Origin of the sequence: Bradyrhizobium arachidis (assembly GCF_024758505.1) — a bacterium.
GTDB lineage: Bacteria > Pseudomonadota > Alphaproteobacteria > Rhizobiales > Xanthobacteraceae > Bradyrhizobium > Bradyrhizobium manausense_C.
The window spans coordinates 765,999-791,540 of the sequence record NZ_CP077970.1; the positions used below are offsets into that span (position 1 = coordinate 765,999).

At 63.8% G+C, this 25,542-nt stretch carries 25 protein-coding genes; 10 read left to right on the forward strand and 15 right to left on the reverse strand.

The window, feature by feature from the left end; genetic code table 11:
* Window positions 1-53 precede the first annotated feature (53 nt).
* Window positions 54-938: a phosphonate ABC transporter, permease protein PhnE gene (gene phnE / locus KUF59_RS03540; protein WP_212460653.1), complete on the forward strand. Its 885-nt coding sequence runs from the start codon at window positions 54-56 to the stop codon at window positions 936-938.
* Window positions 935-1,783 carry a phosphonate ABC transporter, permease protein PhnE gene (gene phnE, locus KUF59_RS03545; protein WP_212460652.1) on the forward strand — a complete coding sequence of 283 codons (849 nt, stop codon included), beginning with the start codon at window positions 935-937 and terminating at the stop codon, window positions 1,781-1,783. The genes phnE (KUF59_RS03540) and phnE (KUF59_RS03545) overlap by 4 nt, the downstream gene beginning before the upstream one ends.
* A gap of 182 nt (window positions 1,784-1,965) precedes the next feature.
* Here the strand turns inward: phnE (KUF59_RS03545) and KUF59_RS03550 are convergent, their stop codons facing one another.
* Complete coding sequence (locus KUF59_RS03550) at window positions 1,966-2,718, reverse strand: carbonic anhydrase (protein ID WP_212460651.1); 753 nt, start codon at window positions 2,716-2,718, stop codon at window positions 1,966-1,968.
* A 113-nt stretch (window positions 2,719-2,831) separates the two neighbouring features.
* Window positions 2,832-3,485, reverse strand: a complete 654-nt coding sequence (locus KUF59_RS03555) for a S24 family peptidase (protein WP_212460650.1) — start codon at window positions 3,483-3,485, stop codon at window positions 2,832-2,834.
* A gap of 205 nt (window positions 3,486-3,690) precedes the next feature.
* Between KUF59_RS03555 and KUF59_RS03560 the strand changes: the two genes are divergently transcribed.
* Both KUF59_RS03560 and KUF59_RS03565 read left to right on the forward strand, forming a co-directional pair.
* The gene (locus KUF59_RS03560) at window positions 3,691-4,035 is read left to right on the forward strand and encodes a DUF952 domain-containing protein (RefSeq protein ID WP_212460649.1); all 345 of its coding nucleotides are present in this window, start codon (window positions 3,691-3,693) and stop codon (window positions 4,033-4,035) included.
* Window positions 4,032-5,129 carry a quinone-dependent dihydroorotate dehydrogenase gene (locus tag KUF59_RS03565; protein WP_212460648.1) on the forward strand — a complete coding sequence of 366 codons (1,098 nt, stop codon included), beginning with the start codon at window positions 4,032-4,034 and terminating at the stop codon, window positions 5,127-5,129. Before KUF59_RS03560 ends, KUF59_RS03565 begins: the two co-directional genes overlap by 4 nt.
* A gap of 168 nt (window positions 5,130-5,297) precedes the next feature.
* Here the strand turns inward: KUF59_RS03565 and KUF59_RS03570 are convergent, their stop codons facing one another.
* The 4 genes from KUF59_RS03570 to KUF59_RS03585 form a co-directional block, all read right to left on the reverse strand.
* A complete protein-coding gene (locus KUF59_RS03570) occupies window positions 5,298-6,620 on the reverse strand; it encodes an MATE family efflux transporter (RefSeq protein WP_212460647.1) in 1,323 nt (440 codons plus the stop codon).
* A gap of 159 nt (window positions 6,621-6,779) precedes the next feature.
* Entirely contained in the window at window positions 6,780-7,082 is a 303-nt protein-coding gene (locus tag KUF59_RS03575; RefSeq protein WP_212460646.1) for a DUF6460 domain-containing protein, read from the reverse strand.
* A 386-nt stretch (window positions 7,083-7,468) separates the two neighbouring features.
* Window positions 7,469-9,115 (reverse strand): cisplatin damage response ATP-dependent DNA ligase, encoded by a 1,647-nt coding sequence (locus KUF59_RS03580; RefSeq protein WP_212460645.1) that lies wholly within the window; start codon window positions 9,113-9,115, stop codon window positions 7,469-7,471.
* A complete protein-coding gene (locus tag KUF59_RS03585; RefSeq protein ID WP_212460772.1) occupies window positions 9,112-10,149 on the reverse strand; it encodes a ligase-associated DNA damage response exonuclease in 1,038 nt (345 codons plus the stop codon). Before KUF59_RS03585 ends, KUF59_RS03580 begins: the two co-directional genes overlap by 4 nt.
* 66 nt (window positions 10,150-10,215) lie before the next feature.
* Between KUF59_RS03585 and KUF59_RS03590 the strand changes: the two genes are divergently transcribed.
* Complete coding sequence (locus tag KUF59_RS03590; protein ID WP_212460644.1) at window positions 10,216-11,142, forward strand: class I SAM-dependent DNA methyltransferase; 927 nt, start codon at window positions 10,216-10,218, stop codon at window positions 11,140-11,142.
* Between the two features lie 118 nt (window positions 11,143-11,260).
* Window positions 11,261-12,490, forward strand: a complete 1,230-nt coding sequence (locus tag KUF59_RS03595) for an ABC transporter substrate-binding protein (RefSeq protein WP_212460643.1) — start codon at window positions 11,261-11,263, stop codon at window positions 12,488-12,490.
* Window positions 12,491-12,661: 171 nt separating this feature from the next.
* Here KUF59_RS03595 and KUF59_RS03600 read toward each other — a convergent pair whose 3' ends face one another.
* From KUF59_RS03600 to KUF59_RS03640, 9 genes are all read right to left on the reverse strand, one after another.
* Window positions 12,662-14,533: a bifunctional sugar phosphate isomerase/epimerase/4-hydroxyphenylpyruvate dioxygenase family protein gene (locus KUF59_RS03600; RefSeq protein ID WP_212460642.1), complete on the reverse strand. Its 1,872-nt coding sequence runs from the start codon at window positions 14,531-14,533 to the stop codon at window positions 12,662-12,664.
* Window positions 14,530-15,267: an ABC transporter ATP-binding protein gene (locus KUF59_RS03605; RefSeq protein WP_212460641.1), complete on the reverse strand. Its 738-nt coding sequence runs from the start codon at window positions 15,265-15,267 to the stop codon at window positions 14,530-14,532. Before KUF59_RS03605 ends, KUF59_RS03600 begins: the two co-directional genes overlap by 4 nt.
* Before the next feature lie 64 nt (window positions 15,268-15,331).
* Complete coding sequence (locus tag KUF59_RS03610) at window positions 15,332-16,075, reverse strand: ABC transporter ATP-binding protein (protein ID WP_212460640.1); 744 nt, start codon at window positions 16,073-16,075, stop codon at window positions 15,332-15,334.
* Complete coding sequence (locus KUF59_RS03615) at window positions 16,072-17,070, reverse strand: branched-chain amino acid ABC transporter permease (RefSeq protein ID WP_212460639.1); 999 nt, start codon at window positions 17,068-17,070, stop codon at window positions 16,072-16,074. Before KUF59_RS03615 ends, KUF59_RS03610 begins: the two co-directional genes overlap by 4 nt.
* On the reverse strand, window positions 17,067-17,942 hold the full coding sequence (locus KUF59_RS03620) for a branched-chain amino acid ABC transporter permease (RefSeq protein WP_212460638.1): 876 nt from the start codon (window positions 17,940-17,942) through the stop codon (window positions 17,067-17,069). The genes KUF59_RS03615 and KUF59_RS03620 overlap by 4 nt, the downstream gene beginning before the upstream one ends.
* Before the next feature lie 118 nt (window positions 17,943-18,060).
* Window positions 18,061-19,191 carry an ABC transporter substrate-binding protein gene (locus tag KUF59_RS03625; RefSeq protein WP_212460637.1) on the reverse strand — a complete coding sequence of 377 codons (1,131 nt, stop codon included), beginning with the start codon at window positions 19,189-19,191 and terminating at the stop codon, window positions 18,061-18,063.
* Between the two features lie 57 nt (window positions 19,192-19,248).
* Entirely contained in the window at window positions 19,249-20,127 is an 879-nt protein-coding gene (locus KUF59_RS03630; protein ID WP_212460636.1) for a shikimate dehydrogenase, read from the reverse strand.
* Window positions 20,128-20,258: 131 nt separating this feature from the next.
* A complete protein-coding gene (locus KUF59_RS03635) occupies window positions 20,259-21,197 on the reverse strand; it encodes a LysR family transcriptional regulator (protein WP_212460635.1) in 939 nt (312 codons plus the stop codon).
* 143 nt (window positions 21,198-21,340) lie between these two features.
* Window positions 21,341-21,517: a hypothetical protein gene (locus KUF59_RS03640; protein ID WP_212460634.1), complete on the reverse strand. Its 177-nt coding sequence runs from the start codon at window positions 21,515-21,517 to the stop codon at window positions 21,341-21,343.
* A gap of 231 nt (window positions 21,518-21,748) precedes the next feature.
* On the opposite strand from KUF59_RS03640, the gene KUF59_RS03645 reads away from it, so the two are divergent.
* The 4 genes from KUF59_RS03645 to KUF59_RS03660 all read left to right on the forward strand — a co-directional run bounded on the left by KUF59_RS03645 (window position 21,749) and on the right by KUF59_RS03660 (window position 25,474).
* On the forward strand, window positions 21,749-22,477 hold the full coding sequence (locus KUF59_RS03645) for a LuxR family transcriptional regulator (protein WP_212460633.1): 729 nt from the start codon (window positions 21,749-21,751) through the stop codon (window positions 22,475-22,477).
* A gap of 82 nt (window positions 22,478-22,559) precedes the next feature.
* A complete protein-coding gene (locus KUF59_RS03650; protein WP_212460632.1) occupies window positions 22,560-23,219 on the forward strand; it encodes an acyl-homoserine-lactone synthase in 660 nt (219 codons plus the stop codon).
* Between the two features lies 1 nt (window position 23,220).
* Entirely contained in the window at window positions 23,221-23,430 is a 210-nt protein-coding gene (locus tag KUF59_RS03655; RefSeq protein WP_212460631.1) for a hypothetical protein, read from the forward strand.
* Between the two features lie 331 nt (window positions 23,431-23,761).
* Entirely contained in the window at window positions 23,762-25,474 is a 1,713-nt protein-coding gene (locus tag KUF59_RS03660; protein ID WP_212460630.1) for a dipeptidase, read from the forward strand.
* Window positions 25,475-25,542 lie beyond the last annotated feature (68 nt).

Sequence of the window (25,542 nt, forward strand, 5' to 3'; positions counted from 1 at the left end):
CCGGGTCGTTTCGACCCGGCTCTTTTCTATGACGGGCCAACATTGCCGATGCCATGACCCTCGCGGTTACGATCCTTCCCGAGCCACAGCTCGCCGCGCTGAACGCGGCTTACCGCCAGGCCGTGGCGCGCAAGCGATTGCGTCTGCTCGCCGGCGCGGCGCTGTTCGTAGCTGCGCTGGTCCTCGCCGGCATCGGGGCCGAGGTGAATCTGCGCACGCTCTTCACCTATTTCGGCAATTTCGTCAGCTATTTCGATCGCATCCTCACCCTCGAGAACGGTCAGCGCGTCTGGACCGACATTGGCGAGTGGCTGTGGGGCTGGCGCAAATGGCTCAAAATGCTCGGTGAGACCATCCTGATCAGCTATGTCGGCACGCTGATGGGGGCCGTCGTTGCCTTCGCGCTCAATTTCTTCGCGGCCGAGAACACCTCACCGTCGCCCTGGCTGCGCTTTGCGGTTCGCCGCCTGCTTGAATTTGCGCGCACGGTGCCCGGCATCGTGTTCGCGCTGATCTTCGTCATCGCCTTCGGCCTGGGGCCGATGGCCGGCGTGCTGGCGATTGCCATTCACTCCGCCGGTGCGCTCGGCAAGCTGTTTGCCGAGATCGTGGAGAATGCCGATATGAAGCCGGTCGAAGGCATCCGCTCGACCGGCGCGAGCTGGCTGTCCTGCATGCGCTTTGCCGTGCTGCCGCAGGTCTCCGCCGGCTATGCCAGCTATGCGCTGCTGCGCTTCGAGATCAATGTGCGCGAAGCCTCTGTGATGGGTTTTGTCGGTGCCGGTGGCATCGGGCAGGAGCTCGTGGTCGCGATCCGCAAATTCTACTATTCGGACGTCAGCGCGATCCTGCTCGCCATCATCGTCACGGTCTTCTTGATCGACATCACAACGGGCTGGATCCGCGGCCACCTGTTCGGTCGGGAGGCGCGGACATGAGCCGGCCGCCGGAGGTGAATACGGACGAGCTGCGCGTGCGCTATCCGAACGTGTTCAATCGACCCGCATCCTCGCGTCTGGCGACGCCGGCAATGATTGTGATCGCGCTCGCGATCCTGGTGTTCGGACTGATCGATCTCGATTTCTCGCCGTCGCGCCTGATCGCCGGCATCAACCAGCTCGGCTGGATCACGCTGATGATGATCCCGCCCGATCCCGGCACGTCGCTGCCGATCTACCTGAAGGCGCTCGGCGAGACGCTCTCGATCGCGCTGCTCGGCACCACGCTTGCAGCAACCTTCGCGCTGCCGGTCAGCCTGCTGGCCGCGCGCAATGTGGTGCCGTCAGGCATCTTCCGCTTTCCCGTGCGGCGCTTTCTCGATTCCATCCGCGGCGTGGACACCCTGATCTGGGCGCTGGTCTGGATCAACGTCGTCGGCCTCGGCCCGTTCGCTGGCGTGCTCGCGATTGCGGTGGCGGATTTCGGCGCCTTCGGCAAATTGTTCTCCGAGGCGATCGAAGGTGCGGACCAGAAGCAGGTCGAAGGCATCCGCGCCTCCGGCGGCAGCGCGCTGCACGAGATCCGCTTCGGCCTGCTGCCGCAGGTGCTGCCGGTCATCGCGGGGCAGGTGCTCTATTTCATCGAATCGAACACGCGCTCGGCCACCATCATCGGCATCGTCGGCGCCGGCGGCATCGGCCTGCAGCTCGCCGAGCAGATCCGCGTGCTGGAATGGCAAAAGGTCTCGTTCCTGATCCTGATGATTTTGGTGGCGGTCGCCGCCATCGACTGGATTTCGGGAAAGCTCCGTTTTGCCATCATCGGCCAGCGCGCGGTGGCGTAGGATACTGTCGTCCCGGACAAGCGCGCCCCAAGCGCGCGCAGATCCGGGACCCAATCCCAGGGAGTGGTTGTGGCGCGAAGCTAGCGACCACGAGTCTTCGCCAAACAACTCCCTGTGGTTATGGGTCCTGGCCTTCGCCAGGACGACACCGAGAGTGTTGCTGCTCCCAACCTAATTCCGCCTCAACTCGACCGCAGCACGAAGCGGCGATTGTCCTTCTGCACGGGGCGGGCGTTCATCGGATAGAGTTTTGCGAACGCGGCCACGTCCGTCGCCGCAACGGAAATCGGATCGGCCAGCACCAGCCACTCGACGATCTCCGAGCAGGGCGGTGTCGTGAGCGAGCCCGTATAGCGGTAATAGCCGAGCTTTTGCGGCAAGAGCGCGCTCGGATTGAAGCCGGCGTCCGCCTTGACCGCTGGGCCTTCCTTGACCGGCATGCTCTTGACGATCTGGCTGAACGCCGCGTTGGGCTTGCCCTCGGCCATCAGCACGCCGACGACGGCGAGCCCGCCACTGTCGGCGCGGTGCACGAAATGCGCCTCCATCGGAAAATTCTTGCCCGCGATGGTGTGCTCGCTGGGCCGGTGGAAGTGCACCTGCAACAGCTTGTATTTGACGTCGCCGAGCATCAAGCTGCCGCCTTCGGCGAAATTGAGCTGGATCGTATGGCCGTTGTTGACGATGGTGTCGGCGGATTTCGGCCAGCTCAGCTTCAGCGTGGGCAATTGCGACTTGATCGGATGATCGATGTCGATCGGCGACTGCTGCGCGCCGATCGAGCAGGCCTTGTTGGCCGCATCGAGATCGCCCCATTTCGTCGGGCCGTTTCCACCCTCATAGCTCCAATGCGCGCCTTCCGCGGCGAAAGCCGGCTTGCACAGCGGGCAAAGGGCAAGGGCCGCAAAGGCCTTGAGCGCGTCGCGACGATTCACTGGATGTCCCCCTGGCGTGAAGTTGATACGTGATGCCGGCGCAACCTATGTGAAGGGAACCGTGAGTCGCAAGGCGTGACGGTCAAGATTAGTCGCTCAATGGCTTGGAAGGCCTATTGGCTCGCCCACACGATCCGCGCGATCCACGCAACGTCCGTCGCGGCCAGCGAGCGGTCGGCCTGTGCGGGGTCGATCGCGCTCAGCTCCAGCACCTTCGCGGTGCGGCGCTTCAAGGCTTTCACCATCAGCTCGCCCGCTTTGGTTTTCACCACCACGCGGTCGCCGCGCCGGACCGGCGTCCCCGGCGACACCAGGATGATGTCGCCGTTGCGATAGGCCGGGGCAAGCGCATCGCCCGATATCTCGAGCGCAAAGGTGTGACTGTCCTCGGCCGACGGCAGGGCGACCTGATTCCAGCCCTTGCCCGAGGGCATGCCGAGCTCGTCGAAATAACCACTATTGCCGGCCTGGGCGAAGCTGATCAGCGGCACCGAGCGGCCGTCGCCCACACCATCGCCGATCAGCTTCACGAAGGTCTCGATTGAGGAGCCGGCGGCCGTTAGCGCTTTTGCGATCGATTCGGTCGAGGGCCAGCGCTCGCGGCCATCGGGGGTGACGCGCTTGGACTTGTTGAAGGTGGTGGGATCGAGGCCCGCGCGCTTGGCGAGTCCGGAGGGCGACAGACCGGCGCGCTCCGCCAGCCGATCCAGCGCGCCCCAGATCTGATCGTGGGTCAGCATCCTCTGCGCTTTGGCCTGTCTGACCATCTTAAGGTCCAGCCCGTCGCGAGTTAGGAATATCTGCCTCAAATCAACCGGTTTTCCGTTTTCGGTGCAAGAGGAGGCTGCGGAGCCTTGAGTTCGGGCAGGCCCGCCTTTACGGTCGCGCCCGGCTTTCCCGGACCGCGGCTTTGCTGGCGCGGCCCAAAAAACCCAATCGAGTCAAAGAGAAGCTGACAGGGCTTCGGAGCAATTGGTCAATATCTATAAAATCTGCCCGGCCTCGGCCTGGCGGGAGGCGGAGCGGCAGGGTGTGTATACCGGCAGCGCGGATGATTTGCGCGACGGCTACATTCATCTCTCCACCGCGGCGCAGGTTCCCGAAACCGCGCGAAAGCACTTTTTCGGACAGCGCGCGCTGTTCCTGGTCCAGGTCGATGCCGATGCCTTGGGCGACGCCCTGCGCTGGGAGCGCTCGCGCAACGACGAGCTGTTCCCGCATCTCTATGGCGAGCTCGATCTCGGCGCCGTCGTCTCAGTGATTAACCTCAACACGCGCTCCGACGGCGATCACGACATTCCGGAGCTTGCGCCGTGATCCGTGCCTTCGACGCTCTCTCGCTGCCGGTGCTGCGCTGGCTCGATCCGGAGGATGCGCATCGCCTCGCGATCCAGGGCTTGCGCTTCCTGCCGCCGGTCAAGCCGCGGACCGATGATCCCAAGCTCGCGGTGCGCGCCTTCGGTCTCAACTTCCCCAATCCGGTCGGTCTTGCCGCAGGTTTCGACAAGAGCGCGGAAGTGCCGGACGCGCTGCTGCGGCTCGGTTTTGGCTTCGTCGAGATCGGCTCGGTGACGCCCAAGCCTCAGTTCGGCAATCCGCGGCCGCGGCTGTTTCGTCTGGAGCGCGACGAAGCCGTCATCAACCGCATGGGTTTCAACAATGACGGCGCGGACGCCGCGTTGCGCCGTCTCGCCGCGCGGGCGCAGAACGGCGGCATCGTCGGGGTCAATGTCGGGGCCAACAAGGATTCGCCGGACCGCGTCGCTGATTACGTCAAGCTGATCGAGACCTTCGCGCCGGTGGCGAGCTATTTCACCGTCAACATCTCGTCGCCGAACACGCCGGGCCTGCGCAACCTTCAGGAAGGTGCGCTGCTCGATGATCTCCTCGCAAAGGTGATCGACGCGCGCGAGCGGGTCCGGCAGAAGGCCGGCGATACGCCGGTGCTGCTCAAGATCGCGCCTGACCTCAGCCTCGCGCAGCTCGACGACGTCGTGCATGTCGCGCGTTCGCGCAAGGTCGACGGCATGATCGTGTCGAACACCACGATCGGACGGCCCTCGACGCTGCGCGAGCAGATGCGCGCCAAGGAGCAGGGCGGCCTCTCGGGCCGGCCGCTGTTCCGCCTGTCCACGCGCATGGTCGCGGAGACCTATGTGCGCGTCGAAGGCGCATTCCCGCTGATCGGCGTCGGCGGCATCGATTCCGGAGGTGCCGCGCTGACCAAGATCCGCGCCGGGGCGAGCCTGATCCAGCTCTATTCGTCGCTGGTCTACAAGGGCCTCGGCCTCGTCGAGGACATCAAGCGCGATCTCGCCTCGACGCTGCTGCGGACGGGGCGCGATTCGCTGTCGGAAATCGTCGGCGCGGATGCCGCGACGCTCACCGCCGAGGACTGGCCGACGCTGTGATCTTGCTCCGCTGTCATTCCCGCGAAGGCGGGGAATCCAGTACGCCGCAACTTCTCGACTCTAGCCGCGCCGCCTCTGGAATACTGGATCGCCCGCCTTCGCGGGCGATGACAGTTGAGGGTGCGGAGCGATTCCGGATTGCGCTGCGCTCCATCCGGGCTACGGCACTCAGCTCTTGAACGACGCCCTGTACAGCGCCGGATAGCGCGCGCCCTGCAAACCGCCGCGCGCGATGTAGAAGGCGATCATCGCGCTCCACAGGCCGGCATTGCCAAAACTGCTCAGCGCCCACCATGCGAGGAGGAAGATCGCGAGCGAGGCCAGCATCAGGTTGCGCATCTCGTGCGCCCAGGTCGCGCCGCCATAGATGCCGTCGAACCCGAAGGCGAAGGCGCCGGGCAGCGGCGCCAGGATGATGAAGACGAGGAAGTCGCGCGCCACGCGCCGCACCTCCTCGCTCGTCGTCATCAGGTCGATCAGCCTGGGGCCGAACAGCGCGAACAACGCCGCGACCACCAGGGCAAAGCCGATACCCCAGGACAGGATCAGCCGCGTCGCATCGGCAAAGCCGCGGGCGTCGCGCGCGCCATAGGCGCGGCCGCAGAGCTGCTGCGCGGCATTGGCAAAGCCGTCGAGGAAGAAGGCGCTGACCAGCAGGAAGTTGTTGAGCACGGCATTGGCCGCCAGCGTCACGTCGCCGGCGCGCGCGCCCTTGGCGGTGAAGAACAGGAACACGGTGATCAGCGCCGCGGTGCGCACCATGATGTCGCGGTTGACCGACAGCATCCGCATCAGCTTGTCGCGGTCGAACAGGCGCGCGCGGGGCACGGCAAAACCGTCCTTCGCGAGTTTCCGGCAGACGATTACGCCGAGGCCGACGCCGATCGCTTCGGCAATCACGGCCGCGATCGCGGCCCCCGCGATGCCGCTGTGATAGACCAGCACCAGCAGCACCGTGGCGATCATGTTGATGAGGTTGATCGCGATCTGCAGCGCCAGTGCCCGGTTGGCGCGGGCCTGTCCGACCAGCCAGCCGAGGATGACGTAGTTGGCGAACGCCAGCGGCGCCGACCAGATGCGGATCATGAAGTAGGTTTTTGCCGCGCGTGTCACGCCTTCGCTGCCACCCATCAGGCCGAACAGGGCGGCGGCGAGCGGCAGTTGCAGCACGATCAGCGCGGCTCCGATCAAACCCGCGACGATGAAGCCGCGCATCAGGATCGCGCCGTAGTCGTGCGTTTCGCCAGCGCCCATCGCCTGCGCGGTGAAGGCAAGCGTCGAGATGCGCAGGAAGGCGAACAGCCAGAACAGGCAGTCGAAGATGACAGACGCCATTGCAACGCCGCCGAGCAACGCGGCATCGTCCAGCCGCCCGATCGCAGTGGTCGAGACGACGCCGATCATCGGCGTGGTGAGGTTCGCCACCATCGCAGGACCTGCGATGGCGAACATCTGGCGTGTCGTGACCCTGGGATGGACGGGAGCGTGCATGGTCAGGCAGGTCTACCTGCCGCGCGGTCCGAATGCATCTCCGCAGCCGACATAGCCCAATTGCATCGGCTGCGGACTCCTAATGCATGATCCGGACCCGAAGGGCCGCGTCAGCGCAAAGTGTGAAGCGGTTTTCCGAAAAGATCATGCTCAAAAGACCTACCGGCCGCGCGGCGTGCCAAACAGGCGCGACAAGAACCAGATCGGGATCACGATGACCGCGCCGAGCAGGAAGTAGCGCCACAGCCAGTTGACCGCGTCGAAGCCGAGGTCCCAGAGACGCTGGAACAGCAGGCGGATGCTGTGGAGGATATTCCAGGGATCGAAGCCGATCGCGGCCAGCACGACGCCGACCAGGATCGAGAGCAGGATCAGCCGGAACGCGACCGACAGGGGCGAGCCGCCGAGAAAGCGGTACAGGCCGTCACGGCTTGCCGGCAAATCTCTGACGTCGTTGGTCATCGCTGAAAACTCCTCACGGGATCGGCCCGCATTATAGGTCACGGCGGGGCACATGGGGAACCCGGCCGCGTCAGTCAATCAGCTTACCGCATTTTAATATCAGGGGGGCGCCATGGTTAACCGGTCGGGCATGGCGAAGCCGCAATCGCGCGCCTCTCGCGACAACGTTTCCGGACTGAAACGTTGCTAACCATGGTTCAAGGAAATGTCACAGGAAAGCAACAGCTTCGGCGCAAAGCACTTTTTGCCTTGCGGATGTGAATGGCTGTCAATTCTCATCGCGCGCGGCTCGGCTAAGAGACAGGCGCGTCCGCCGCCGGGACCGATTGCTGGTTCTCTGCGCATACGCTCGCTGGCTTTGCGCCGGCCGGCGGCGGGCCCAACTTTCACGCCGCCTCCGCCTTCAGCATTCGCTCCAGCGTTTCGAGCCGGTCCGCCTCGCGCGGCGGCTTGTCCCAGCGCAGGCGGCTGATGCGGGGAAAGCGCATGGCGACGCCGGATTTGTGCCGCGGCGAGCGCTGCAGGCCTTCGAAGGCAACCTCGAGCACCAGTCCCTTGTCCGGCTCGTGCACGACATGGCGGACGGGTCCGAACTTTTCCGTGGTGTTGCGGCGGACGAAGCGATCGATCTGCAGGAGCTCCTCGTCCGTGAAGCCGAAATAGGCTTTCCCGACCGGCACCAGTTCGTCGCCGCCTTCGCCCTGGGTCCAGACGCCAAACGTGTAGTCGGAATAGTAGGACGAGCGCTTGCCATGGCCGCGCTGCGCATACATCAGCACGGCATCGATGATGTGCGGATCGCGCTTCCACTTCCACCATTGTCCCTTCGGTCGCCCCGGCAGATAGGGCGCATCGCGCCGCTTCAGCATCACGCCTTCGACGGCATCGGCGTCTTCGCCCGCACCTGCGCTCGCAGGATCGGCGCGGGCGGCGGTCAGTGCGGCCCAGGTGCCGAAGGCGACCGTCGGCGACAGGTCGATCCTGACATCGCCGAGCTTTTTGATGAAGGTTTCGAGGTGTTCGCGTCGTTCCGCGAAGGGCAGCTCGCGCAGATCGTTCTCGTCGTCGCCGAGCAGATCGTAGGCGCGCAGGTGGATCGGAAACTCCTTAATCAGCTTTGGCGAAACCGCCTTGCGGTTGAGCCGCTGCTGCAGCACGTTGAAACTCTGCACCCTTCCGTCGCGCACGATCAACAGCTCGCCGTCGATCGCGCCGGGCAGATGCAACGACGGCACGAGATCCGGAAAGCTCCCGGTGATGTCCTCGCCGGTGCGTGAATAGAGCCGCGCCGTGATGTGCCCACGCGCATCCCGCCCCGCGACGGCCTGCACGCGGATGCCGTCCCACTTCCATTCGGCGATATAGTCGGCCGGATCGAGGCTTTGGAAATCCGCGTCCTCGATCGCATGCGCCAGCATGACGGGGCGGAACGGCGCGGGATCGCGATTGACGGGCTTTTCAGCGCGGCCCTCCAGCCAGGCGAACAGATCGGTGTAGGGCGGCGCGAGGCCCGGCCAGATCAGCTCGATCTCATGCGGGTCCTTGTCGCCGAGCGCGGCCGCGGCTGTCTTGGCAAGCCGCGCGGAAATGCCGATGCGTAAGGCGCCCGTGACGAGCTTGAGCAGCGCCCAGCGGCCAGTCTCGTCGAGCTCGTCCAGCCAGCGCTCGAGCTGTCTTGGCAGCTCGGTCTTGCCAAGCGTGCGCAGCGTGGTGACGACCTCGGTCAGCGTTGGCGGCGGCGGGTTGTTGTGCAGGCCTTCGGCCTTCGGCCACATCAGCGCGACCGTCTCCGAGAGATCGCCGATATAGTCGTAGGACAGCCCGAACAGCACCGGATCAGTACGCGCCGCGATCAGGTCGCGGATCAGCGCCGGCTTTGCGTGCTTGAAGCTGAGCGCGCCGGTCAGCGCCGCCAGCGCATAGCCGCGGTCGGGATCGCCGACCTCGCGGAAATAGCTCGCGATCAGCCGCAGCTTGTTGTTGCGGCCGGGCTCGTAGGCGAGGCGGTCGAGCAGCTCGGCGAAGCGGTTCATGCCTCGTCCTCGCTCCCAAGCGGCGTCTCGCTCTCTTCTTCGTCGCCATAGCCGACGAGATCGAGCGGCTGCGCGCGCAGGCCTTTGGCTTTGCACCAATGCACCAGCGCGTCTTCCTGGCCATGGGTGACCCAGATCTCGCCAGCGCCGGTCGCGGAGATGGTCGCGGTCAGGCCGTCCCAATCGGCGTGATCCGAGATCACCAGCGGCAGCTCGACGCCGCGCTGCCGGGCCCGCGCGCGCACCCGCATCCAGCCCGACGCGAACGCCGTGACCGGATCGGGGAAACGCCGCGTCCAGAGATCTGACGTGGCCGAGGGCGGCGCCAGTGTGATCGTGCTGGCGAGAGCCGCCTTCTTCACGCCCTTCACCGGCCGGAGCTCGCCGAGCGCGATGCCGCGGCTCTGATAATAATGCGTGATCGTCTCCATCGCGCCGTGCAGATAGATCGGCGCGTCATAGCCGGCCGCGCGCAGCAGCGCGATCACGCGCTGCGCTTTGCCGAGCGAGTAGGCGCCGACGAGATGTGCGCGCTCCGGAAACAGCGCGACGGAGGCCAGCAACTTCTTCACTTCGTCCGCGGCATTGCCATGGCGAAACACCGGCAGGCCGAACGTGGCTTCGGTGATGAAGACGTCGCAGGGCACGAGCTCGAACGCCGTGCAGGTCGGATCTGATGCGTCCTTGTAGTCGCCGGAGGCGACGATGCAGGTGTCCTTGCAGGTGACCGCGATTTGCGCCGAGCCGAGCACATGGCCGGCGGGATGAAACTTGACCTTGACGTCGCCGAGCCTGATTTCCTCGCCGTAGCGGATGGCCTGCGTCGTGCCGGCAAAATTCTCGCCGTAGCGCAGCCGCATCATGTCGAGCGTTTCCTGCGTCGCCAGCACGGCGCCATGGCCGGCACGGGCGTGGTCGGAATGGCCGTGGGTGATCACGGCGCGCTCGACCGGGCGGACGGGGTCGATATGGAAACCGCCGGGCTTGCAGCACAGACCGGCGGCAGTTGGCAGCAGGATGTCTTGCGGGCGCATTTCTGTCATATAGGCTGCGCGACCGTTTCATTCGAGTCACCCGACCGCACCGTTTTTGGTTCCAGAATGCCGCTACGCCTTTTCCAGTCCTCCGGCGACCTCATGGCCGACCGCCGCTTCGAGTTCGCTCGCGACCTCCAGCTCAAGGGCGATCTTCCCGCCGCGGCCGATCTTCTGGAGCAGGCGATCGAGCTGGCGCCGAACTTCACCTCCGCCTGGTTCACGCTTGGCGAAATCCGCGAGCAGCTCAAGGAGCGCGACAAGGCTATCGCGGCTTTTCGCAAAGCGCGCGAGTCCGACGCGAGCGACCAGCACGGCGCGAGTCTGCATCTGATGCGGCTCGGCGACGAGCAGATATCGGAGATGCCAAAGGCCTATGTGCAGGCGCTGTTCGACCAATATGCGCCGCGCTTCGAGCATGCGCTGATCAACGATCTCGGCTATCGCGCACCCAGCCTGATCTTCAAGGCGGTGCTCGCGGCACGCGTCGCGGCGAAGACGCCTGCCTTCTTCAAGCGCGCGATCGACCTGGGCTGCGGCACGGGTCTGGCGGCTAGCGCCTTCGCAAAACAGGTCGATCAGTTCATCGGCATCGATCTGTCGCCCGGCATGATCAAGGAGGCGCGCGCCACAGGACTCTATGCCGAACTCGAAGTCGCCGACATGATCGACGGTCTGCGCAGCAGGGCTGACGCGAGCGCCAATCTGATCGTGGCAGCGGATGCGATGGTTTATCTTTCCGATCTCACGCAAGTGCTGGTCGAGGCAAAGCGCGTACTTGCGGCAAACGGTACGCTCGCCTTCACGTTGGAGACGCATGACGGCAAGGGTGTGATACTCGGCGACGGACTGCGCTATGCCCATTCCACGGAATATGTGCGCGAGGCGATCGCGAAAGCCGGACTCAAGTTGCTGACGTGTGATCCCGCCTCGCCGCGTAACGAGAACAATGAGCCCGTGCGCGGTCTCGTTGTCATCGCCGAGAAAACTTGAGTCTAGGCGCTACGCGCGCCGGGATTTTAGCGGCATTGCGTCGCAAAGCGACGACTTCCCACTTGCGGTGCATGGCGCGATGCCAGAAAAATGCGCGCATCCAGGGAGATCAATAACAATGACCAAAAATCCTTCACGGCGCGATTTCAGCGCCGCCGCACTTGCCGCCATCGCTGCGTCGACATTGCCGGCGCCTTACGTCTGGGCCGCCGAGAAGAAATATGATGCCGGCGCCAGCGACACCGAAATCAAGATCGGCCAGACGGTGCCGCATTCCGGACCCGGCTCGCTCTATGGCGTGCTCGGCCGTGTTGGTGAGGCCTATTTCCAGTCGCTGAACGAAAAGGGCGGCATCAACGGGCGCAAGGTGAAATTCCTCACCATGGACGATGCCTACAGCGCGCCGAAATGCGTCGAGGCGACGCGGCGGCTGGTCGAGCAGGAAGAGGTGCTCGCGCTCTACGGCTCGCTCGGCACTGCGCCGCAGACCGCCGTTCACAAATATCTCAATTCCAAGGGCGTGCCACAGCTCCTGCTCAACACCGGCGCCTCCAAGTGGAACAATCCAAAAGAGTTCAAGTGGACCATGGCGGGCCTGCCGCTCTATCCGACCGAGGCGCGCATTCTCGCCCGCCACGTCGTCAGCGTGAAGCCGAACGCCAAGGTCGGCATTCTCTATCAGAACGACGATTTCGGCCGCGACTTCCTCGGTCCCTTCAAGAAGGTGCTGGAGGATGCAGGCGGCACCGCCAAGGTGATTTTGGAGCAGACCTACGACCTGACCGATCCGACCATCGATTCCCAGCTCATCAATCTCTCGAAGTCGGGCGCGGACGTCTTCTACAACATCTCCACCGGCAAGGCCTCGTCGCAGTCGATCCGCAAGGTGGCCGAACTCGGCTGGAAGCCGCTGCAGCTCTTGTCCGCGGGCTCGACCGGCCGCTCGATCCTCAGCGCAGCGGGACTCGAAAATGCCGCGGGCATCGTCGCGATCCGCTACAACAAGGAGGTCGGTGTCGGAAAATGGGACAAGGATCCCGACGTGATGGCGTTCGAGGAGCTGCGCAAGAAGTACCTGCCCAATATCGACCAGGACAACACCATCGCGTTCGCAGGCTACGGCCAGGCCGCGTCGATGGCGGAGATCTTGCGCCGCTGCGGCGACGACCTCACCCGCGCCAACGTGCTGGCGCAGGCTTCCAACCTCAACGGCTTCCACTCGCCGTATTTCCTGGACGGCGTCAATTACAGCTACACGCCCGACAACTACACGCCGATGAAGACGCTGTTCATCTCCACCTTCAGCGGCAAGGATTGGGATATCTCTGACAAGCCGGTGACGGAGTAAGCGGCGACCGACACGTCCACGTCGTCATGCCCGGGCATAGCCGCCCGAAGGACGGCGTCGCTTCCGCTCGCCTATGTCCCGGGCATCCACGTTCTTCGTAGAGCGTGAAAGATCGTGGATGGCCGGGACGAGCCCGGCCATGACGAGTCCGAGGCTCTTTGAGCTACTACTTCAAATCCGCGGCACGCTCGCTGGGCGCACCTCGCGCGCCTGGGCGGCAAGACGGATTCCGGCGTTGGCTGCACCAAAACCCTGGTAGCTGCGACGCTCGACGATCTCGAAGAAGAAGCGCTCGTCGAAAATGTGGGTGTAGACCTGGAAGAACTCGCCGTCGCCCTCGCGGTCGTAGAGGATGTGATTGGCGCGCAGTTGCGCCATGATGTCGGGCGCAAGGTCGTATTTGGCTTCGATGTCGTCGTAGTAGTTGTCCGGAATATCCAGGAAGTCCGCGCCGCGGGCGCGCATCGCGGCGACCGTCGCAAAGATATCCTGGCACGAGAACGCGACGTGCTGCACGCCCGATCCGAAAAACTCCGAGATGAAGCGGGCGGGCAGGGTGCGGTTCGCCGATGAGCCGTTGAGCACGAAGCGCAGGCTCTGGTCGCCATTGATGATCGCCTGGCTCTGGACCAGGCCTCGGGGGTCGGCGATCTCCATCTGCGGCAGGCGAGTGAGGTCGAGAATGCCGGTGTAGAACAACAACCAGGACAGCATTTCGTCATAGGGCATGGACTGTGCGATGTGGTCCACCGCGAGCAGGCGATCGGCGCCTGCCTCGCTCGCGATGCGCTCGAAATCGGTGTCCCAGTTCTTGCCGGCCTGATCCAGGAAATAAAGCAAACTGCCGCCGACGCCATGGATCGCCGGGATTTCCAGTTCCCCCGGTCCAACCGGCTGATAGAAGGTGCGCGCTTTCAATGTCTCGGCGCGCTGCATGGCGAGGCCGGCATTGTCGACATCGAGTGCAATGGCGCAGACGCCCGGGCCGTGCGTCACATAATGCGAATGCGCAAAACCGTCGGTCTCGGAATTGATGACGAGCTCGACCTTGCCTTGCGACCAGCGCTCGACGGCCTTGCTGCGATGCTTGCCGGTCTTGCGGAAGCCGAGCTGCGCGAACAGGCGGCCGAGCTCGCCCGCCTTGGTCTCGTTGACGGCAAACTCGACGAACCCGGTACCGCTGCTCTTGGCTTTCGGCGCCAGCGGTTCGCCGACAAGCTTTGGCCAATCCGGTGCAAGCTGATCCTGCAGCAGGATCAGCGAGCGCAGTCCGTCGACGGCGGTCTGCGCGGCCGAGCCGGCGCGGAACTGGTCGTTGAAGATTTCGAGCGACCACGGACCGTCATAGCCGGTCGCGGCAATCGCCTGCATGAACTCGCCGACCGGCAGGTCCCCCTGGCCGGGGAACGAGCGGAAATGGCGGCTCCACGACAGGATGTCGAGTTCGAGCTTCGGTGCGTCGGCGAGCTGCACGAGAAAGATCTTGTCGCCGGGAATCGAGGCCATCGCACGGGTCGGAAAGCCTGGCGCCAGCGCATGAAAGCTGTCGAGGATGACGCCGATCGCGGAATGGTCGGCACGGCGCACGATCTCCCAGGCGTCGCGATAGTCGTTGACGTGGCGTCCCCAGGCGAGCGCCTCGTAGCCGACGCGCAAACCGCGCTTGCCGGCGCGCTCGCCGAGCTCGCGAAAATCGTCGGCCGCGCGATCGATGCCGCCGCGCGAAGCGGGGGAGACGTTGCTGCAGATCAGCAGCAGGTCAGTGCCGAGCTCCTGCATCAGGTCGAACTTGCGCTCGGCGCGGGCGAAGTTGCGCGAGCGCTGCGGCTCCGGCATGCCCTCGAAATCTCGGAACGGCTGGAACGCGCAGATCTCGAGGTTGAGGTCGCCGCAGAGCCGTGCCACCTCGCGCGGGCTGGCGCCGAACGACAACAGGTCGTTCTCAAAAATCTCGACGGCCTCGAAGCCGGCCGTGGCAATGGCGCGGAGCTTTTCGTCGAGCGCGCCGGAGAGAGAAACGGTTGCGATCGAGCGCTTGTTCATGCCGCACTCTCCTCCATGGCGCCGCCGAGGAAGAGCTGGCCGATGCGCGGATCGTTCAAAATGCGCTCGGCCTTGTCGACCATGCGGGTCTGGCCGAGCTCGAGCACGATGCCGAAATCGGAGATCTCCAGCGCCGAGCGCGCGTTTTGCTCGATCATCAGGATGGTGACGCCGCGGTCGCGCAGGTCCTTCAGGATGTTGAAAGTCTGCTGCACCATAAGGGGCGACAGGCCGATCGAGGGCTCGTCGATCAGCACGAGTTGCGGATCGAGCAGCAGCGAGCGCGCGATCTCGAGCTGTTTTTGCTCGCCGCCAGACAAAGTCGATGCCTGCTGCGTCGATTTGCGCCGCAGCGCCGGAAACAGATCCAGCGCCGCCTCGATGCGTGCCGGCAGGTCGATGCCGCGCTCGGCCGCGACGCCGCCGAGCTCGATATTGTGCCGTACCGACAGCTCGGCAAAGATATTGCGGCCCTGCGGCACGTAGCAGATGCCGGCATTGAGCAGCGCGCGCTGGCTCAGATTGGTGACGTCGCGGTCAGCGAAGGTGATCTTGCCGTCGCGCAGCTTCAGCAGGCCAAAAATCGCCTTGAACACGGTGGATTTGCCGGCGCCGTTGGGGCCGATGATGGTCGTGATGGTGGCTTTCGGCACGGAGAAGGTCGTGCCGTTCAGGATCGTCATCTTGCCGTAGCCACCGACCAGATTGCTAACCGAGAGGATCGCATCGCTCATGGCTGCCTCCACAGCATGATCCGGAAAAGTGCGCAGCGGTTTTCCGAAAAGATCATGCTCAAAATTAATGTCCGAGATAGGCTTCGATCACGGCGGGGTTCTTGCGCACCTCGTCCGGCCGTCCCATGGCCAGCACTTTGCCCTCCGCCATCACCATGACGCGCGAGCACAGCGACATCACGAACTCCATGTTGTGTTCGATGACGACGAAGGTGGCGTTCTTCTCGCGGTTGATGGCGACCAGCCGCTCCTTGAGGTCCGAGAGCATCGACGGGTTGACGCCGCCCGCGGGTTCGTCGAGCAGCACGAGGCGCGGCCCGCCCATGAAGGCCATGGCGGCATCGAGCAGCTTTTGCTGGCCGTAGGAGAGGCCGCCGGCCGGCTCGGCCGCAAGGTGATCGAGCTTGAAGAAGCCGATCATCTGGTTGGCGGCATCGGTCAACCCGGCATCGGAACGGCCGAACAGGCGCGATGCCATGTTGCCCTGGTGCTCCTGGCCGGCGAGGATCAGGTTCTCGCGCACGGAGAGCTTTGGAAACACCTGCAGCAGTTGGAAGGTGCGGCTGACGCCGAGACTGTTGAGCTCGGACGGACGCAAGCCCGTGACGTCCTTGCCGTCGAGCTTCACCTCGCCGCCGGTCGGCGTGAGCTGGCCGAGGATGCAGTTGAAGAGCGTGGACTTGCCGCAGCCGTTCGGCCCGATCAGGCCGAGGATCTCGCCCTCGCGCACATCGAAGCTGACGCCGTCCACGGCTGTGATGCCGCCAAAGCTCTTCTTGATGTTGGTGACTTCGAGGACCGCGCTCATTGGGCCGTCTCCAGTCGGGATTTGGCAACGGCGCGCAGAGCCGATGCGGCTTTGGTGCGCCGTTCCGCCATGTAGCGATCGAGAATTCCCAAGATGCCGGTGGGCGACCAGATCAGCAGCAGCATCACCGCGATCGCATAGAGCATGAGATAGTAGCCCTCGGTGAAGCGCAGCCATTCAGGGAGCAGCACCGCAATCATCGCGCCCAGGAACGGGCCGAAGAAGAAGCCGGCGCCGCCGACGATCACCATCATCAGGAGGTCGAGCGAGAGCGACAGGTTGAACGGCACGGGATCGATATATTGCGTCAGCGGAGCATAAAGCGCGCCGGCGACGCCGCCGAGCCCGGAGCCGATCGCAAACGCCATCAGCGTGTAGCGGCGGGTGTCGACGCCGAGCGATTGCGCGCGGAGGGGATTTTCGCGCAGCGCCATGAAGGCACGTCCCCAGGGCGAGCGGATCAGCCACCACACCGCGAATGACACGATCGCGAGCGAGCCGAGGCAGACATAATAGAACGGCAGCGGACGGTTGGTCGCAAATCCCAGGATGTTCGGCCGTGGGATATTGGAGATGCCGTAGATGCCGCCAGTGAGCCAGCTCTCGTTGCGGAACACCAGGAAGGCCAGCGTCGAGAAGGCGAGCGTGACGAAGGCGAGATAGTGGTGCTGCACGCGCAGCGCGGGATAGCCGAGCACCCAGCCGATCGCGACGCTCAGCGCGATTGCGACCACGAGCGCGGCCGGCAAGGGCCAGCCATGAGTCGTCATGATCGCTGACGCATAAGCGCCGATGCCGACGAAGGCGCCCTGCGCCAGCGACACCTGGCCGGCATAGCCGAGTGTCAGATTCAGCCCCATCGCGGCGATGGTCATCACCGCCCACTGGCTCAGGATGAACAGGCCGTAGCGGTTGAAGTTCATGGGGACGACGATCAGGGCGACGATCACCGCAAGCCCGAGCACGATCTTCAGGGTTTTGCCAAAATTGCTCATACCGTGCGCTCCTCGGCGCGGCCAAGCAGACCCTGCGGACGGAACAGGATGACGACGATGAGGAAGATCATCGGCACCGCCGCGCGATACTGCGTGGAGACGTAAGCGGCCGCGAGATTGTCCAGCACGCCGATCAGGAGGCCGCCGGCGATCGCGCCGCGCACCTGGTTGAAGCCGCCGACAATGGCCGCGATGAAGGCGGCCTGGCCCAGCACTTCGCCGGACGAGAATTTTGCCAGATAGATCGGCGTGATCAGCAGCGAGGCGAGAGCGACCAGGAAGGCGTTGATCAGGAAGGTCAGCAGGATCATGCGCTCAACGGGAACACCGATGATGCGCGCCACGGTCGGGTTCTGTGCGGCGGCCTGCATCTGGTGGCCGAGCGAGGTTCGGGTCAGCAGCATGGTCAGGCCGACCACGGTGAGGATGGCGACGACGAGCACGCCCACGCTCTGCAGCGCCACGGCATGGCCGAGAATCTTGATATCGCCGGTCGGCACGATCGAGGGGAAGGGCGAGGCCTCGGCGCTGAAGAACTGCTTGACCGCTTCCTTGATGCCGATCGCGAGCGCCATGGTGGCGATTGCCAGCGGCAGCACGCCATGGCGCAGCATCGGATCGACCAGCAGCATCTTGAAGGCAAGCCCGAGCAGGATCATCGACAGCAGAATGCCGATGATGATCGCGAGCCAGAACGGCGCGCCGACATGCATCGCCGCCAGCATCAGGAAGGCCGGCAGCATCACGAACTCGCCTTGCGCGAAATTGATGGTCTGCGAGGTCTGCCACAACAGCGTGAAGCCGACCGCGACCAGCGCATAGATCGCGCCGGTAGCCAGTCCCGCGACCAGAAGATCGAATAGATTGGACATGGGTTCTCTCTGACCGTTAAGCCTGACGAAACCGCGCGAGCCGGATTTTCTTACCGCGCTCCGCCCTTATGTCTCCCTCTCCCCACGACTTGCGGGGAGAGGGAGCAGGGCACCAGCCTTAGTTCAGCTTCGGAAGCACCTGCTTCACGACTTGCTTGCCTTCCACGACCTCGACCAGAAAGCTCTGGCGATCGAGGTCGCCGGTGTCGCTGACGGTGACGTCCATCAGGATGCCCGGCTCGTCCGCGGCCTTGATGGTCAGGCCGTGCAGCGTGTCGGCGAACTTCTTCGCATCGACCTTGCCCATCTTCTCGGTGGTGGCCTTCACCATGTAGACGGCGAGATAGCCCTTCAGGCCGTTATGGTCGGGCACGTAGTTGTACTTTTTCGAGAATTTTTCGCGGAACGCCTTGATCAGGTCGACCGGGGCGTCGGTGGTGAGGCCGACATGGCCGCGCGCGCCGTTGGCGGCATCGCCCGCGAGCTCGATCACCTTCTGGCCGATCAGCGTGGTCTCGCCCATCAGCGGAGCGGTGACGCCCTGGCGCTTCAGCTCCTTCAGGATGCGCGCGCTCTCTTCCTCGTTGAGATAGATGAAGACGGCATCGGGGTTGGCAGCCTTGATCTTGCCGACGTCGGCGGCGAAATCGGCCTGGCCCGCTTCGGTGGAGAGATCGGCGACGACCTTGGTGCCGAGACGCTCCAATTCCTTGGAAACGACGTCGCGTCCGCCGCGGCCGAAATCATTGTTGACCCAGACGACGGCGACCGTCTTCGCCTTCATGTCGCCGTTGATGTACCTGGCGACCTTCGGCATCGAGGATTGCTGGCCGAACGAGGTGCGGAACAGGAACTTGTTGCCGGCCTGCGTCAGTTCGGCGGCTTCGCCGCCCATGATCTGTGCGATGCCGGCTTCCGCCGCGAGCGGTGCCGTCACCTTGACGGAGCCGGAATAGCCGGGCCCGAGCAACACATAGGGCTCGGCGTCGAGCGCCTTCTGCACCTGTGCGCGCGCCACGCCCGGGTTGGACTGCGAGTCGGCATGGCTGACTTCCAGCTTGCGGCCGAGCACGCCGCCCTTGGCGTTGATCTCCTCGATCGCGAGGTCGATGCCGTTCTTCCAGTTGGTGCCGACGGTGGCGCCGCCGCCCGAAAGCTCGGCGACGTCGGCAAGCTTGATGGATTGCGCAAAGGCTGACGTTGCAGTCGCGACGGCGAGCAGGGTGCCCACCAACAGTGTCGATTTCATCTCATTCCTCCCTTTTGTCTTCGGTTTTGCAGGCGGCCTTGTTGCCGGCCGCTTTGGTCAGGCAGCGTGATAAGTGGCGCTCCGCGCCGCCATCACGCCATCGAAGGCCTCACCCATGACATCCGTCGAGGGGGCGAGGCCGGTGAACAGTTCGAATGCGTCGGCCGCCTGGTAGATCGCGAGCTCCCGCCCGGTCATGATCCGCGCGCCCTTGGCTCGCGCCGCCGACAGCAGCGGGGTGATCAGCGGCGAGTAGACGGCATCGGCGACCCACATGCGGTCGTGAAGCTTTTCCGGCGGCACAGGCGTGTCCCGGTTCGGCAGCATGCCGACGGGCGTGGCGTTGACGAGCCCGGTCGCGCCGCGCAGGGCCTCGTCGAGGTCGGTGGTCGCGACCACGCCGCTGTGTTTTTGCAGGAGCGAAGCCAGGTTCGCGGCGCGCGCCGGCTCACTGTCGAAGATGCGGATGTCGGTGACGGCGGAATTGGCGAGCGCAAACGCGATCGCCTTGCCGACGCCGCCCGCGCCGATCACCGCGACGGCGTTCCCGGAAGGGCCGAGCAGCGGCGCCACCGCGCGCGCAAAGCCCGTGGTGTCGGTGTTGTGGCCAATGAGCCGGCCATCCCGGACGACGACGGTGTTCACCGCGCCCATGCTGGCGGCGGCCGGCGCAAGCTCGTCGAGCAGGGGGACGACCGCTTCCTTGTAGGGGAAAGTGACGTTGACACCGGCGAAGCCAAGACGCCGCACCCCCTCGAGCATCATGCGCAGGCCGGTCGCGTCGGCGCCGGCCACCTCGATGAGCTGGTAGTGGCCGCGCAGCCCGAGGGCTTCAGCGGCGTGCTCGTGCATGGCGGGGGAGGCGGAATGTGCAATCGGCGCGCCGATCAGGCCGGTGAGAAGCTTCTTGGGGGCTGCAGGTCGGCGCTGTGACATGGTCCACTATGGTCTCGCGGGGCGAATTTCTCCACGTCGTTTTGCGCGGAAATTCGCGGCGTTCAAGCGAAACGATAGCGTTTCCCCCGCCTAACACAATTACTCATTTATCCTGCAAACCTAACATAATGTTATTTTCGTCGGACCCGGGCCTTTTGCCCTTCCCGGCCTTGGCGCGACGGCTCGACCGCGCGCATCTCGGCGCGGAGCTGTTCGATGAAATACTCGACGTGGAGCGACAGCGGCGCGCCGCGCTTCACCGCGATGTAGGTGTCGAAGCGCGTCGGCTCGACGATCTTCAACAGCTCGATGCCGGGATAGCCGCCATGCGCCACCGTGAACTGGTCGATGATGGCGATGCCGAGCCCCGCCTTCACCAGCGCGCAGACCGTGGTGCCGAAGCGCGCGCGGATGGTGATGTTGTAGTCGAGCCGGTGGCGCGCAAAGATCTCGGCCATGATCCGTCCGTAGGGATCGTTGGGATCGATGCCGATCAGGGGATAACGTGTGATCTCGGCGGCCGTCACCTGCTTGCGGCCGGCCAGCTCATGGCCGGGCGGGACGATGCAATAGAGCTCGCCCGAGGCGAGCGGCATGAAGTCGAGGCCGGAATGCTCGAGCCGGTAGCTCATCGCCACGCACTCGCCGCGGCCGAGCAAGAGATAGTCGATGGCTTCCTCGAGCTTGAGGATGTTGATGTCGATGCCGAGGTCGGGATAGCGGCGGCGTACGCGCTCGATCGCGCGCGGCACCATCACCTGCGAAATACTCGGCACCGAGCCGATGCGCAGCTCGGACAGGCCGCCTCGTCCGATCTTGGAGATGATCTCGGAGAGATCGTCCACCTTCTTGTAGACGCCGTTGATCTGCTCAAAGATGTTCTCGGCTTCCGGCGTCGGGAAGTAGCGTCCGTTCTGGCGCTGGAAGAAGCGGATACCGAGCGAGCGTTCGGTGTACTTCACGAGGCGGCTGATGCCGGGCGCCGACACGTTCAACAGCTTTGCTGCGCCGCCAATCGTGCCCGTCACCATCACGGCACGGATCACCTCGACCTGACGCAGCGTCATCATGCACAAAAACCCCGAACGACGATCTCTTTGACGATCATCTCACGAGAGACGCGATGTCATCCAGCCGCAAATGCCTGTCAACGTGAATATGCACCGCAAGCTGGCGCCTTGCGCGTTATCCGCTTGCATCCTGCAAATGCGTTCTAGCTTGCCGGGCCTTCGGGCTTGGCGCTGTCGCGAAGATCCGCGCGCTCGGTCGCGAGCACGTCGCGCGCAAATTCGATGATCTTCTGCTTGTTGACCGTTTCACGCACGGCGAAAAACACGCGGTTGAGTTCCAGGCCGAGCACGCTGTTGAGGGCGATGTTCTCGTCTTCCATCGTGGGGTTTCCCGCTGCCGATATCGAAGGTGTAACTTGACGCCCCTTCCTCTACAAGTAGATTAATCTTCGGGAATTTCGTCGCACCGGAAAACTACGGAGCGCGACGAAGTGTGGCAGCGCTCAAAGGCAAACTTCAAGGGCGACGTTCAAGGGCAGCGTTCGAGGCCAACGTTCGAGAGCTGCGTTCATTGGCGGCCCGCGAGAGCAGGCAAGGGGCAAGACGAACCGATGTCCGCCGTGGATTATGGCCGCGAAGCGCTCGATTTCATCGAAAGCCTGGAAGCCTATAGCCGGGTTCCGGACGCGATGGATGCGCTCGAGGTGGCGTTCGGACGCTTCGGCTTCGAGGCGATCATCGTCACGGGGTTGCCGAATCCCGATCAGCAATTCTCCCAGATGGTGCTGGCCAAGCGCTGGCCGCCGGAATGGTTCAAGCTCTACACCGAAAACAATTACGACCGCTTCGATCCCGTGATCCGCATGTGTCGGCAGTCGGTAAATCCTTTCGAGTGGTCGGAAGCGCCCTATGACGCCGAGCTCGAACCGGGTGCGGCGGAGGTGATGAACCGTGCGACCGACTTCCGCATGTCGCGCGGCTTCGTCGTGCCGATCCACGGCTTGACCGGCTACGAGGCCGGCGTCTCCTTGGGCGGCGTGCACCTCGATCTCAATCCGCGGAGCAAGCCGGCGCTGCATCTGATGGCGATGTACGGCTTCGATCGCATTCGCCGCCTGCTCGATCCGCGGCCCGCACCTCCAGCCCGTCTCACGCCGCGCGAGCGCGAGGTGATCGCCTGGGCTTCGCAAGGCAAGTCCGCCTGGGAGATCGGCGAGATCCTCAACATCACGCAGCGCACCGCCGAGGAACATCTTGCAACTGCTGCGCGCAAGCTCGGCGCCGTCAACCGTACGCATGCAGTCGCGCTCGCGATTCGCCGCAAGATCATCAATCCATAAGCCTCGCACTGGGAAATTTCCCAATATCGAAGCTGCCTCTTTTCACGGAGGCTGCCCCCGTTCCGTAGGAAAGGGGGTTCTCATGATTCACGCAATTTCTGCGGTAAATCGTCACCTCTACGACGACGTCATCGAGCAGCACTTTCGCGTGCGGCACGAAATCTTCGTCGAAGAGAGAAAATGGGAAGCGCTGCGCAAGCCCGATGGCCGCGAGATCGACGCCTATGACAACGAGGACGCGATCTATCTGCTTGCGCTGGAGAACCGTCGCGTCCTTGGCGGCTACCGGCTCTATCCGACCACCAAGCCGTCGATGATGAGCGAGATCTTCCCGCATCTCGCGGCGGTCCGCGGCTGCCCCGCAGATCCGCTGATCTGGGAATGGTCGCGCTTCTTCGTCGTGCGCGATCGCCGCGACGGCGCCCTCAACCTGCAATTGATGGCGGCGGCGCAGGAGTTCTGTCTCGACCAGGGCATCGAGCGCCTGTGCCTGGTCATGGAGACCTGGTGGTTGCCGCGCTTCCACGACATGGGATTTGTCGTCACGCCGTTGGGTCTGCCGGCTCTGGTCGAAGGCGCCTGGACCATGGCGATCACCATCGACGTCGGTCAGGAAACGCTCGACGCCCTGCAGGAGCGTATCGGGATGACAAGCCTGGTCCGCCAGGAGGGTCCGCGGATCGACGCCATCGCACGTGCCAACATCTGCGGCCTTGCGGCCGCGCAACGAAAGATCGCCTGAGATGACGAACATGATGCAGGATACCCAACTCACCATGAAAGAAGAGAACCTCGGCTACATGTCCGACATGGCGCTCGAACTTGCGCAGATGGCAGAAGGCACCGGGCTCGCCACATTGGCCTATTTGTTCCGGATGGCGGCACTCGAAGCCGCGACCGCCGGCAGGATCGCCGCGCGCGACGCGATTCCGCACCACGTGACGTCGCACTAGGCCGTGTACTCATAAATCGGCTCGTGCCGACACAGGCGTAGAGATGTCCGCTTTGTCATCGAAAGTGGACATCACCGGCGCTCATCGGCATGTCCGTTAAGGGCCAATTTTCAGACCTTGGGCAGCCTTGGTGATCGGCGACGACGTTGCCACCTTCGGCTGACAGGTCGACGACCTGTGCTTCTGTCACCAACTGAAATTTGTCCTTCCCATGAGGTAAATCAATGGACCTGCGCCATGCCCCTTTGGTATGGGGCGGAACCAAGGGATTTCTGGGTTCACGCGCAAGCGGGATTTGTCATCCCGGGTCAACAGCGAGGAGCTGTGTGCCATGAAGCGGATTTTTCTGTCTCTCCTTGCTCTCAGCCTCGCGCAGGGGGCGTTCGCCGAGACTGTCAAGAAACCGGAGATCGACAAGTTGGCCATCGCGGAGCAGGCCAAGGTGTCGCCGAGTTTTCCCGCATTCCTGGCAGAGGCGGCCAAGGCGTACCCCAAGCTCAAAGCGAGTGTAGCAGCCTACGAAAAAATGACGCCGCTCGCCGGAGACGATCTCATTAACATCGCCCGCCTGCTCGGCTTGTACAATCGGCTGCACAATCAGCAGGCCGTGATCTCGGCGATTGAGGCGATGGTGGCGCTTCCCACCGTGCGTTCCGACAGCATCCCGCCGTATGAAAGCAAGCCGATGATCGATTTCGGTCTTCTGGTCGAGGCGATGGCCAAGAATTTCGACTTGCAATACCGCAATGTGGACAACCGGATTTTTGAAGTCACCCTGCCTGGCAAAGGAAGAGAGGAATTTGGCATTCTCACCCATGCCGATGTAGTGCCGGTTACCCCAGAGGAGTGGGTGCTGGAAGATGGCACGCGGCTCGATCCCTTCAAGCTCACCCGCGTGGGTGGCTACCTCTACGGCCGCGGCACAATCGATGACAAGGGCTCCGTCGCTGCTGTTCTTTACGCAATGAAAGCTGTGAAGGAGAGTAGATTGCCGGTCGAGCGAACCATCCGCCTCATGATCGAGACCACCGAAGAAACCGGTGGTGACGGCATGAAGTACTACCGGGACAAGACGTCTTTGCCCGAGTACAACATCGTTCTCGACAGCAAGTACCCGGCTGTCGTCGCGGAAAAGGGTTCGGGCGCGCTGAAGGCGTTCTTCCCGGTGGAAGCGGCAAATGACAAACGCACCATCATCACCGCGATGGCCGGTGCCGCGGCGGCCAATACGATCCCGCAGATCGCCACCGCCAGCCTGAAGGGCAGCGATCTCGCGCAGACGCTTGCCAAACTTAACGCGGCCAAGACCGCCTTCGTGACGAAATATGAAAGCGGGGGCGGCAAGTTCGCTATCGACATCGTCAAGGGCGCCGATAGCGTGCAGGTGAAGGTCACCGGCACCTCGGCCCACGGCTCGCGCCCGGAGGAGGGCGTCAATCCCCTGCCGCGCCTCACGCTGTTTCTGCAGGAAGCCGGCGTCGCGTTCGCCGACAACCACTATGCAAAGGCCGTGAAGTACCTGAACGACCTGTTCGGGACCGGTTACCTTGGCGACAGAATGGGCGTGGGCTACAAGGACGGATTCATGGGCGCGCTGACGATGTCCCCCAACTTCATTGCTGAGAGAGACGGCAAGTTGGAAGTGACGGCCAATGTGCGGATGCCGCGCGGCAATACGCCGGAAAAACTGACCCAGGTGATAACCGGCAAAATCAATGCCTGGGCTGCGGTGAATAAGGCCAAGGTCGACATCGATTACCAACAGGGTAACTGGATGGCACGCGATCCGAAGGGTGCGTGGCTGGCGACACTGCTCAATATTTTCGGTGACACTACGGGGCTGGAGGCCAAGCCCGTGCCAACCGCTGGCAGCACCACCGCCAAGCTGATGCCCAACGCCATCAATTTTGGACCGGCCATGCCCGGCAAGAAGTACACCGCGCACAATGCCAATGAGTTCAAGGAAGTCGCTGACCTGGACACGGATATGCAGATGTTCACCGAAATGCTGGTGCGCATCGGCAACTTGAAACAGATGCAGTGACTGGAGACGGAGCCCGGTTTACATATCGACCCGCATAGGTGTGATCTTGGACGTCGCGCACTTATGAG

Bases quoted from the DNA above. Each gene is read 5' to 3' on its own strand.
- KUF59_RS03570 (WP_212460647.1), bottom strand. From the start codon at position 6,620: ATGCACGCTCCCGTCCATCCCAGGGTCACGACACGCCAGATGTTCGCC.
- KUF59_RS03575 (WP_212460646.1), bottom strand. From the start codon at position 7,082: ATGACCAACGACGTCAGAGATTTGCCGGCAAGCCGTGACGGCCTGTAC.
- phnE (WP_212460652.1), top strand. From the start codon at position 935: ATGAGCCGGCCGCCGGAGGTGAATACGGACGAGCTGCGCGTGCGCTAT.
- KUF59_RS03555 (WP_212460650.1), bottom strand. From the start codon at position 3,485: ATGGTCAGACAGGCCAAAGCGCAGAGGATGCTGACCCACGATCAGATC.
- KUF59_RS03630 (WP_212460636.1), bottom strand. From the start codon at position 20,127: ATGTCACAGCGCCGACCTGCAGCCCCCAAGAAGCTTCTCACCGGCCTG.
- KUF59_RS03625 (WP_212460637.1), bottom strand. From the start codon at position 19,191: ATGAAATCGACACTGTTGGTGGGCACCCTGCTCGCCGTCGCGACTGCA.
- KUF59_RS03645 (WP_212460633.1), top strand. From the start codon at position 21,749: ATGTCCGCCGTGGATTATGGCCGCGAAGCGCTCGATTTCATCGAAAGC.
- KUF59_RS03635 (WP_212460635.1), bottom strand. From the start codon at position 21,197: ATGATGACGCTGCGTCAGGTCGAGGTGATCCGTGCCGTGATGGTGACG.
- KUF59_RS03620 (WP_212460638.1), bottom strand. From the start codon at position 17,942: ATGTCCAATCTATTCGATCTTCTGGTCGCGGGACTGGCTACCGGCGCG.
- phnE (WP_212460653.1), top strand. From the start codon at position 54: ATGACCCTCGCGGTTACGATCCTTCCCGAGCCACAGCTCGCCGCGCTG.
- KUF59_RS03600 (WP_212460642.1), bottom strand. From the start codon at position 14,533: ATGAACAAGCGCTCGATCGCAACCGTTTCTCTCTCCGGCGCGCTCGAC.
- KUF59_RS03615 (WP_212460639.1), bottom strand. From the start codon at position 17,070: ATGAGCAATTTTGGCAAAACCCTGAAGATCGTGCTCGGGCTTGCGGTG.
- KUF59_RS03640 (WP_212460634.1), bottom strand. From the start codon at position 21,517: ATGGAAGACGAGAACATCGCCCTCAACAGCGTGCTCGGCCTGGAACTC.
- KUF59_RS03580 (WP_212460645.1), bottom strand. From the start codon at position 9,115: ATGAACCGCTTCGCCGAGCTGCTCGACCGCCTCGCCTACGAGCCCGGC.
- KUF59_RS03655 (WP_212460631.1), top strand. From the start codon at position 23,221: ATGACGAACATGATGCAGGATACCCAACTCACCATGAAAGAAGAGAAC.
- KUF59_RS03595 (WP_212460643.1), top strand. From the start codon at position 11,261: ATGACCAAAAATCCTTCACGGCGCGATTTCAGCGCCGCCGCACTTGCC.
- KUF59_RS03610 (WP_212460640.1), bottom strand. From the start codon at position 16,075: ATGAGCGCGGTCCTCGAAGTCACCAACATCAAGAAGAGCTTTGGCGGC.
- KUF59_RS03660 (WP_212460630.1), top strand. From the start codon at position 23,762: ATGAAGCGGATTTTTCTGTCTCTCCTTGCTCTCAGCCTCGCGCAGGGG.
- KUF59_RS03590 (WP_212460644.1), top strand. From the start codon at position 10,216: ATGCCGCTACGCCTTTTCCAGTCCTCCGGCGACCTCATGGCCGACCGC.
- KUF59_RS03585 (WP_212460772.1), bottom strand. From the start codon at position 10,149: ATGCGCCCGCAAGACATCCTGCTGCCAACTGCCGCCGGTCTGTGCTGC.
- KUF59_RS03650 (WP_212460632.1), top strand. From the start codon at position 22,560: ATGATTCACGCAATTTCTGCGGTAAATCGTCACCTCTACGACGACGTC.
- KUF59_RS03605 (WP_212460641.1), bottom strand. From the start codon at position 15,267: ATGAGCGATGCGATCCTCTCGGTTAGCAATCTGGTCGGTGGCTACGGC.